At 71.0% G+C, this 7732-nt stretch carries 6 protein-coding genes; 1 reads left to right on the top strand and 5 read right to left on the bottom strand.

The window, feature by feature from the left end; all coding sequences use genetic code 11:
* Window positions 1-331 precede the first annotated feature (331 nt).
* The 5 genes from ABZ260_RS42000 to ABZ260_RS41980 form a co-directional block, all read right to left on the bottom strand.
* The gene (locus ABZ260_RS42000) at window positions 332-2647 is read right to left on the bottom strand and encodes a hypothetical protein (RefSeq protein WP_355628944.1); all 2316 of its coding nucleotides are present in this window, start codon (window positions 2645-2647) and stop codon (window positions 332-334) included.
* Between the two features lie 117 nt (window positions 2648-2764).
* Window positions 2765-4048 carry an extracellular solute-binding protein gene (locus ABZ260_RS41995; protein WP_355628940.1) on the bottom strand — a complete coding sequence of 428 codons (1284 nt, stop codon included), beginning with the start codon at window positions 4046-4048 and terminating at the stop codon, window positions 2765-2767.
* Window positions 4049-4077: 29 nt separating this feature from the next.
* A complete protein-coding gene (locus ABZ260_RS41990; RefSeq protein ID WP_355628937.1) occupies window positions 4078-4971 on the bottom strand; it encodes a carbohydrate ABC transporter permease in 894 nt (297 codons plus the stop codon).
* 67 nt (window positions 4972-5038) lie between these two features.
* The gene (locus ABZ260_RS41985; protein ID WP_355628934.1) at window positions 5039-5956 is read right to left on the bottom strand and encodes a sugar ABC transporter permease; all 918 of its coding nucleotides are present in this window, start codon (window positions 5954-5956) and stop codon (window positions 5039-5041) included.
* Window positions 5953-6756, bottom strand: a complete 804-nt coding sequence (locus ABZ260_RS41980; protein WP_355628932.1) for an IclR family transcriptional regulator — start codon at window positions 6754-6756, stop codon at window positions 5953-5955. Before ABZ260_RS41980 ends, ABZ260_RS41985 begins: the two co-directional genes overlap by 4 nt.
* A 71-nt stretch (window positions 6757-6827) precedes the next feature.
* Here ABZ260_RS41980 and ABZ260_RS41975 point away from each other — a divergent pair.
* A partial coding sequence (locus ABZ260_RS41975; RefSeq protein ID WP_355628929.1) for a mandelate racemase/muconate lactonizing enzyme family protein occupies window positions 6828-7732 on the top strand: 905 nt, incomplete at its 3' end.

The raw sequence follows: 7732 nt of genomic DNA, 5'->3' as shown, positions 1-7732 counted from the left end.
CGTGGACAGGGACACCTCGATCGAGCGCAGACCGGCCCCGATCAGACGGGAACCCAGCTCGATCGCGGCCCCGGCGTCGGATGCCCGGATGATGCCGATCACCCGGTCGGAGACGACGCGCTCGACGAGGCGCCAGCGGAACTCGGTCATGGTGCGGGACCTCGGTTTCCCAGAACAGGATGGACGAAAACGGATGAAGGAGTCCGGGAGTCCGGGCGGCGGCCCGGACTCCATGCCAGGCGGCGGCCCGGACCGCATGCCGGGAAACGGCCCGGACCGTGTCTCAGGGGATGACCCGGACCGCGTGTCCGGAGGCGGCCCGGAACACGTGTCAGGAGGTGACCCGGACCGTGGTCGTCCTGGCGAAGCCGTCCAGGCCGTAGCGGATGGTGACCGTCTGGCCGGGGCGGATCTGCAGGCGCCCGTCGTCCGCACGGACGTTCCCCGCCGCGCTGGGCAGCACCGCCGAGAAGTCCCGGGAGCTCTTTCCCGTCTCCCTGACGGTGAGCGTCTCGCCGTCCCCGCCAGAGGTGGTCACCCGCACCGTGCCGGTCTCCACGGCCTCCGCGTCGAGGTTGAGCGCCGCGCGCAGCCGTACGGTGAGTGGCCGGCCCGGCCGGATCGTGGCGGCGGCGTGCAGGCTCGTCCGGTCGGCGGACAGCTGGGCGAGGCTCGCGTTCCAGGCGCTGTTGAACGCCACCCATCCCTCGGTGTAGCCGAGGTCGGCGTCCGGGGCGTAGGGGTAGCTCGCCTCCTTGGGCGAACCGTCCAGCACGCCGCGGACCTCCTCCAGCTCACCCGCGCCCTGGCCGGGCGGGTACTCCTTGGGCCAGCCGTGCTCGACGCCCTCGAAACCCTCCGCGCCGGCGGCGTCGTGCGAGAAGTGCGCGTCCGCCGGGTTGCGGCCGAAGACGGCGTCGATCTGCGAGGCGGCGATCCTGCGCAGTGCCCTCGCGGTCGCGGCGTCGTCGATCACGCCCGCCGCGGCGAGGGCGGCGGCCGGCAGGCCGGCGACGTTGCCCGGTTCATTGAACTCGGGGATGATCCACAGGCTCTCGGAGTACTTGCGGAAGTCCCACATGTTGGCCGATCGGGCGATCGCCACGTCGGCCCACTGCCGGATCTTCGCCGCCAGGCCGGGTGGTGCCGCTTCCGGGTGGTTGCGCAGAAGGTAGGCGAGTGACGTCACGGTCACGTGCTCGCTCATCCGCTGCCCCTTGGTGGTGCCGGGGGTGTTCCAGTCGAGGGCGTCGACGATCCACCTCGCCTGCGCGGTGGCCGAGGCGAGGTAGCGGTCCGGGTCGGGGAGCCCGTCGCGCTTGGCGACCTCGTACATCAACAGGTTCGGCACGATCGAGTGGCCGGGCGGGAACTGGCCCTTGCCGGTCCCGACGAGAGTGTAGGTCTGGAACAGGTCGGCGGTATGCGCGATGTCGTACCAGTTCCACCGGTCGCGGGCCGGGTCGCCCCAGAGCCGTACGAGGTGATCGCGGGCCTTGACGTACTGCTCGCGCGGGATCCACCGGGAGAAGTGCGGGTAGGCGTGAACGAACCAGGCCAGCTGCTCCTTGAGCAGGTCGTGGTTGACCTGACCTTGGAGGTAGAGGTCGACGCCCCAGTTGACCAGCTTGGCGATCTCCGGCGCGTCCGGCGTAGTGGGGATCGCCAGGCCGTCGTAGCGGCCGGTGCCCGGCGTGCCGGTGAAGGCGTCCGGGTTGGCCAGGTACATGGAGATCATGCCCTGCAGGGAGAAGGAGAACTGGTGGTCGTCCCGCCAGGCGACGCCGGTGTTGCCCCGGTTGCAGTGGTTGCCTCTGGGGTCGGTGAAGACGAGCTTGGTGGCGTCGCCGTGCGCGCAGCGGCTCCCCACCATGAAGTCGATCGCCCGCCGCAGTGAGACCCGGTAGGTCCAGTTCGCCCCCACCCCGAACGGGTGCGAGGTGCCGGTCCCGGCGGCGCCGCTGACAGTGATCACGTACGGGCCGGCCGAGACGGGGTCGAAGGCGGTGAAGTCACCGGCACCGCCGGTGACCGTGCCGCGGAACAGCACGGTGGAGGAGCCCTCGCGCGTGACGGTGAACGGGCTGCCGTCCTCGGCGCGCGGCGCGGTGAACCGCTTGGACCCGCCCAGGTCGTAGCCGCTCTGGTTGACGAGTACGTCCTGGCCCGGCCTGGTCGAGCGCAGCCGGACCGCGTCGGCCCGGGTCACCTTGCCCGAGGTGCGGGCGGTCACGGTGACGGTGAGTGGCGCGCCCGCGGCGAGCCGCACGGTGCCGAGGGTGTGCCAGGCGTCGCCCACCGCGGCCTGGTTCACCGTGAGCGGGGTGCCGCCGTCCCAGGCGTAGGTGGTGGCGGGATCGTTGACGTCGGAGGAGAAGGGGATCCAGACGCCGAGGGTGTACTCGTCCTCGGCGGGGGCGGTGAGGGTCCAGGTCGCGCCGGCGCCCACCTCGCGGGTGAAGCGGGTGGTGCCGCCCAGGTAGCCGGTGCGCTGGGCCTGGGTCCAGGTCCCGGTTTCCCGGTAGCCGGGGTCACGGGTGGTGGAGACGGTCTCGACGGCGCCGGGGGCGGCCGAGGCGGAGGGAGCGGCGGTGGCGATGAGAAGCAGCGCGAGCGTGCCGGTCAGCACGCGTGCGAGCATGGTCATGAAGCACCTCTGTCGTGATGGGCAGGAGGGTGTTCGGGGCCGCCCGGCGGGCCCGGGGTTCCCCCGCGGAATGGCAGTTCCACGGGCAGGTGCCCCCTGCCGGGCGGTCCGCGCCTGTCACTTCTGCAGGGACTTGGCCGTCTCGGCCGCCGTGGCCAGCGCGTCCTTGGCCGATGACCGCCCGACGAGCACGGCCTGCACCTGCTCGGCGATCGCCGTCTCGATCTGGCCGTAGCCCGCGTAGCGCCAGAACGGGTTCGCGCTCGCCGTCTTGGTGATCTTCTCCGTCCACTCGGTGGTGAAGGTGTCCCCGCTGACCTTGGGGTCGGCGAGTCCGGCCGTGGTCGTGGGGGGCATCTTCACCTTCTCGAAGAACGCGGCCGTGGTCGGGACGTCGGAGGTGGTGTGCAGTGCGAAGTCCGCCGCCGCCTGTGAACCCTCGCCCTCCACCACGACGATCACGTGGCCCCACAGCAGCGCCTGCGGAGTGTCTGTGGCCTTAAGCACCGGCCGGGCCAGCGGCGTCATCTTCTCCGTCAGGGACTTGTCGGAGGACTGGCCCGCCACCACGCTCCTGGCGATGATCGCGTCGTCGTAGAAGGCGGCCTTGCCCTGGGAGAACAGCGCCCGCGCGTCGAAGCGGTCGACATCGGGAGCGATGAGCTTGCCGTCGTAGAGTTTCTTGTACCACTCGACGGCCGCCACCGACCCGTCGTCGCCGATGGTGATCGTTTCGCCCTCCAGCAGCGGGCTGCCGAACGTCCGCATCCACGGCAGGATGTCTTTCAGCTGCGCGGCCTTGGTCGCCGCCGCGTACGGCACGACGCCGCCGCCGAGCGCCCTCACCTTGCGCAGCGCCTCCTCGAACTCCTCGACGGTGACGGGCATCTTCCCGACCCCGGCCTTCTCCAGGATCTCGGTGTTGGCGATCAGCCCGATGGAGCCGGTCGTCCACGGCAGTCCGTACTGCCTGCCGCCCAGCTGGCCACTCCTGAGCGCCGTCTCGGTGTAGCCGCCTCTGGACGCCTGGGAGCCCAGGTCGGTCAGGCGGCCCATCGCGCCGAGCGCGCCGAGCCAGGCGACGTCCAGCTGGATCGCCCCGGTCAGCCGGCCGCCGCGCAGCTTCAGCGTGATCTGGTTGAGGTACTCGTTGTAGGGGAACGACGCGGCCTTGATCGTGACCTTGTTCGCCGCGCTGTAGGCGTCCAGGATCGACTGGACCGCGCTCTTCTGGGCCTCCTCGTTCAGCGACCAGGAGGTGAAGGAGAAGGTCTTCGCGGCGGCGTCCCCGCCGGAGGCCGGTGCGCCGCCCGAGGCGTCGGGGGCGCAGGCGGCCAGGGCCGAGGCGCCCGCCGTCAGGCCGAGCAGGCGCAGTGCGTCGCGGCGGCTGAGGGTGTTCATGGGTGTTTGGCTCCTTGTGGGGTGGGGGGTCAGCCCTTGACCGCACCCGCCGTCAGCCCGCCGACCAGATATCGCTGCAGGAACATGAACGCGGCGATCACCGGGAGCGAGACGACGAGGGAGGCGGCCATCAGGTCAGGCCAGGCGGTTTGGAACTCCCCGAGATAGGTGTGCACCAGGCCGGGCGGCAGGGTCTGCCGCTCGGGGTCGGTGAGCGTGAGGGCGAAGATGAAGTCGTTCCAGGCGCGGACGAAGGCGAAGAGCCCCGCGGCGACCAGGCCGGGGCCCGCCAGCGGCAGCACCACGGTGTGCAGGATCCGCCAGCGCGACGCCCCGTCGATGGAGGCGGCCTCCATCAGCGAGTCGGGCACCGTGTCGAAGATCCCCTTGAGCATCCAGACGCAGAGCGGCAGTGTGAAGGTGGTGAACGACAGCACCAGCGCGGTGTAGCCGCCCAGCAGCCCGGTGGCGCTGAACACCGCGTACAGCGTGATCAGTAGCACCGCCTGCGGGAACATCTGCGAGGCCAGCACCAGGTGCATCAGCGAGCGGCGGCCCCGGTAGCGGAACTTGGAGAACGCGTACGCCATGTAGGCCGAGACGACCACGCTGAGCACGGCCGTGACGATCGAGACGATCACGCTGTTGAGCAGGTAGCGGAACAGTTGCTCGTTCTCCGCCAGGCGGGCGAAGTGGTCGAAGGTGATCTCGGCGGGGACCAGCGACGGCGGGAAGGAGAAGGCCCTGTCGTCCGGGGTGAAGGCGGTGGCGACCAGCCAGTAGACCGGCAGCAGGCCGAACAGGCCGATGACGGTCACCGCCGTCCAGGCTGCGACGCGCGAGCGCGTCCGGTCGGGCCTGCGGCGCCGCGCGCCGGCGTTCTCGCGGGGCATCGAGGTGGACCTCGGCAGCGTGACGCTCATGTGTTCTCCTCGCCCGGCGGTGCGGGGTCGACGTCCGCGGACGCGCTGTGCTCGCCGGCTCGCCCGCTCACGAGCCGTTCCTCGTCTCGCGGCGCAGGTAGACGGCCACGAGCACGAGCAACAGCAGCATCCACAGGCCGCCCAGTGCGGTCGCGCGGCCCAGGTCGAAGCCCTTGAACGCGGTGTCGTAGACGGCGACGGCGAAGGTCTTGGTGGCACCGGCGGGGCCGCCGCCGGTGAGTACGTAGACGGTGTCGAAGTGCTGGAAGTTCCAGATGAACTCCAGCAGGAGCACGATCCCGGCGATGCCCTTCATATGCGGCGCGGTCACCGAACGAAACCTGCGAATCGCGCCCGCGCCGTCGACCGAGGCGGCCTCGTGCAGTTCTTTGGGCATCGTCTGGAGTCCGGCGAGCAGCATCACCATCATCCAGGGGAAGCTGGCCCAGGTCTTGGTGACGATGACCGCGACCATGGCCGTGACCGGTTCGCCCAGCCAGCTGACACTCTCGTCGATCAGCCCGATCCGCATGAGCACCGCGTTGAGCACGCCGTAGTTCGCGTTGAAGATCCATAACCAGAGGAAGGAGACGACGACGCCGGGGATGACCCAGGGGAACAGGAACACGCTCCGGAGGAAGCCGCTCGCCCCGATGCCGGAGTTGAGGGCCAGAGCCAGCGCGTAGCCGATCACGAACGGCGCGATCGTGGCGCCCACGGTGAACACCAGGGTGTTGCGCAGCACCGGCCAGAAGTCCCCGCCGAGCAGGTCGGCGAAGTTGGCCAGGCCCACGAACATGCGTCCGGGGCGCACCAGGCTCTGCTCGAAGAAACCCGTGGCCAGCGCGGACACCAGCGGGTAGACGATGATCGCGGCGAACAGGGCGAGCCCGGGAAGCATGAGCAGCCAGGCGAACTGCCCGTTGGAGAGCCCGCGCCCGCCCGCATCGCGCCCTTTCACGCCGTACCCGCCCTCGGCGCTCACGAGGCGTTCACCGCGAACGCGTTCACCGGGCCGACGTAGCCGAGCCCGATGCTGATCGAGTCGGCGGTCTCGATGACCGTGCGGGCCAACTCGGCCTCCCGGGTGGCCAGGTCGATGGCCGACAGCGGCCCGGAGATGGAGATCGCGGCCACCACCGTGCCCGACCCGTCGCGGATCGGCGCCGCGACGCAGGCCCTGCCGAAGGCCAGCTCCTCGACCTCGGTGGCGTAGCCGCGACTGAGGGTGGTCGCCAGCTCGGAGTCCAGGCGCGCGTGGGTGGTGACGGTGTGCGCGGTGAACGGCTGCATCGTCTCCTCCGGCAGCAGCGCCCGCCGCTCCTCGCCGTTCAGGCCGAGCAGCAGGCACTTGCCGATGCCGGTGGCGTACAGCGGCTTGCGCTGGCCGGTGAGCACGAACGAGCGCGGCGCCAGCCGGCCCTCGAAGTTCAGCAGGTAGAACAGCGAGTCGCCCTGCCGGATCGCGACGTTCGCGCCCAGGCCGAGCGAGGAGGCGAGTTCCTGGGCTACCTGGCGGGCCTCGCGGTGCACCGGGTTCTGGTTGAGCGCGACCCCGCCGAGGGTGATCGGAGCCGTGCCCAGCCGGTAGAGGCCGCTGATCGGGTCGCGCTCGACGAACTCCAGCGTCTCCAGCGTGGCCAGCAGGCGCGAGGCCGTGGACGTGCCCAGCCCGGTGGCCTTGGCCACGTCGGACACGCGCAGCTCGGGCCGGCCGGTCAGGAACGCCCGCAGGACCGAGATCGCCCGTTCCACGCTCTGGTTGTTGCTCTGATCGGAAGCCACCCTGTCTCCATTGCAATTGATTTGCGATATGTGGGATGGTTACGCACATGTTGCAAGGCCGTCAACCCCCTGTGAATGCCAAAATCACCGAGGTCGTCGCCCATCCCGTTAGGGTCAGCCACCGGGAGGCCTATCTGGGTGCCTCGCCGATCGCCTCACCCGGGACCTCCGCGCCGGACGGCGGCTACTTTCTCCGCCCGCCCTGGCGCAGCCTCTATTCGGGCCGTTTCGAGACCCTGCTGGTCAGCGTCACCTGCGACGACGGCACCGTCGGCTGGGGCGAGGCGCTGGCGCCCGTCGCGCCCGAGGTACCCGCGGCGATCGTCGAGCGGCTGCTCGCCCCCGTCCTGGTCGGCGAGGACCCCACCAGGATCCGCCCGCTCTGGGACCGGCTCACCGGCCTCATGCGCGAGCGCGGCCACCTGGTCGGTCACCAGGCCGACGCGCTCGCCGCCGTCGATATCGCCCTGTGGGACCTGACCGGGCGCCTCACCGGCCGCTCCGTCGCCGAGCTGATCGGCGGCGCCTTCCGCGAGACCGTCCCGGTCTACGTCAGTGGCCTGCCCAGGCCCACCGACGGCGAGCGCGCCGAGCTGGCCCGTGAGTGGGCGGCGAGGGGCGCCACGACGGTGAAGCTCCACCTCGGCCACGGCGTGGCGGAGGACCTGGCCACCGTCGACGCCGTCGCCACCTCGGGCCTGAAGGTGGCGGTCGACGCGCACTGGGTGTACGACGTACCGCAGGCGGTGAGGCTCGCGCGCGGGCTGGCCGAGCGCGGGGCGCTGTTCCTGGAGGCCCCGCTCGCGCCCGAGGACGTCGAGGGCCACCGCGAGCTCGCGCGTCGCGCCGAGTTGCCGATCGCGGTGGGGGAGTCGCTGCGCAACCGCTACGAGTTCGCCCACTGGCTGGGCCGCCGCGCGCTCGGCATGCTGCTGGAGGTCGCCCTCACCCTCGCCGCCAAGCACCCCACCATGGC

The organism is Streptosporangium sp. NPDC006013, assembly GCF_040614275.1.
GTDB lineage: Bacteria > Actinomycetota > Actinomycetes > Streptosporangiales > Streptosporangiaceae > Streptosporangium.
Note: the sequence above shows the minus strand (reverse complement) of the source record. Positions and strands in the feature narration are given on the sequence as shown.

Bases quoted from the DNA above. Each gene is read 5' to 3' on its own strand.
- ABZ260_RS42000 (WP_355628944.1), bottom strand. From the start codon at position 2,647: ATGACCATGCTCGCACGCGTGCTGACCGGCACGCTCGCGCTGCTTCTC.
- ABZ260_RS41995 (WP_355628940.1), bottom strand. From the start codon at position 4,048: ATGAACACCCTCAGCCGCCGCGACGCACTGCGCCTGCTCGGCCTGACG.
- ABZ260_RS41990 (WP_355628937.1), bottom strand. From the start codon at position 4,971: ATGAGCGTCACGCTGCCGAGGTCCACCTCGATGCCCCGCGAGAACGCC.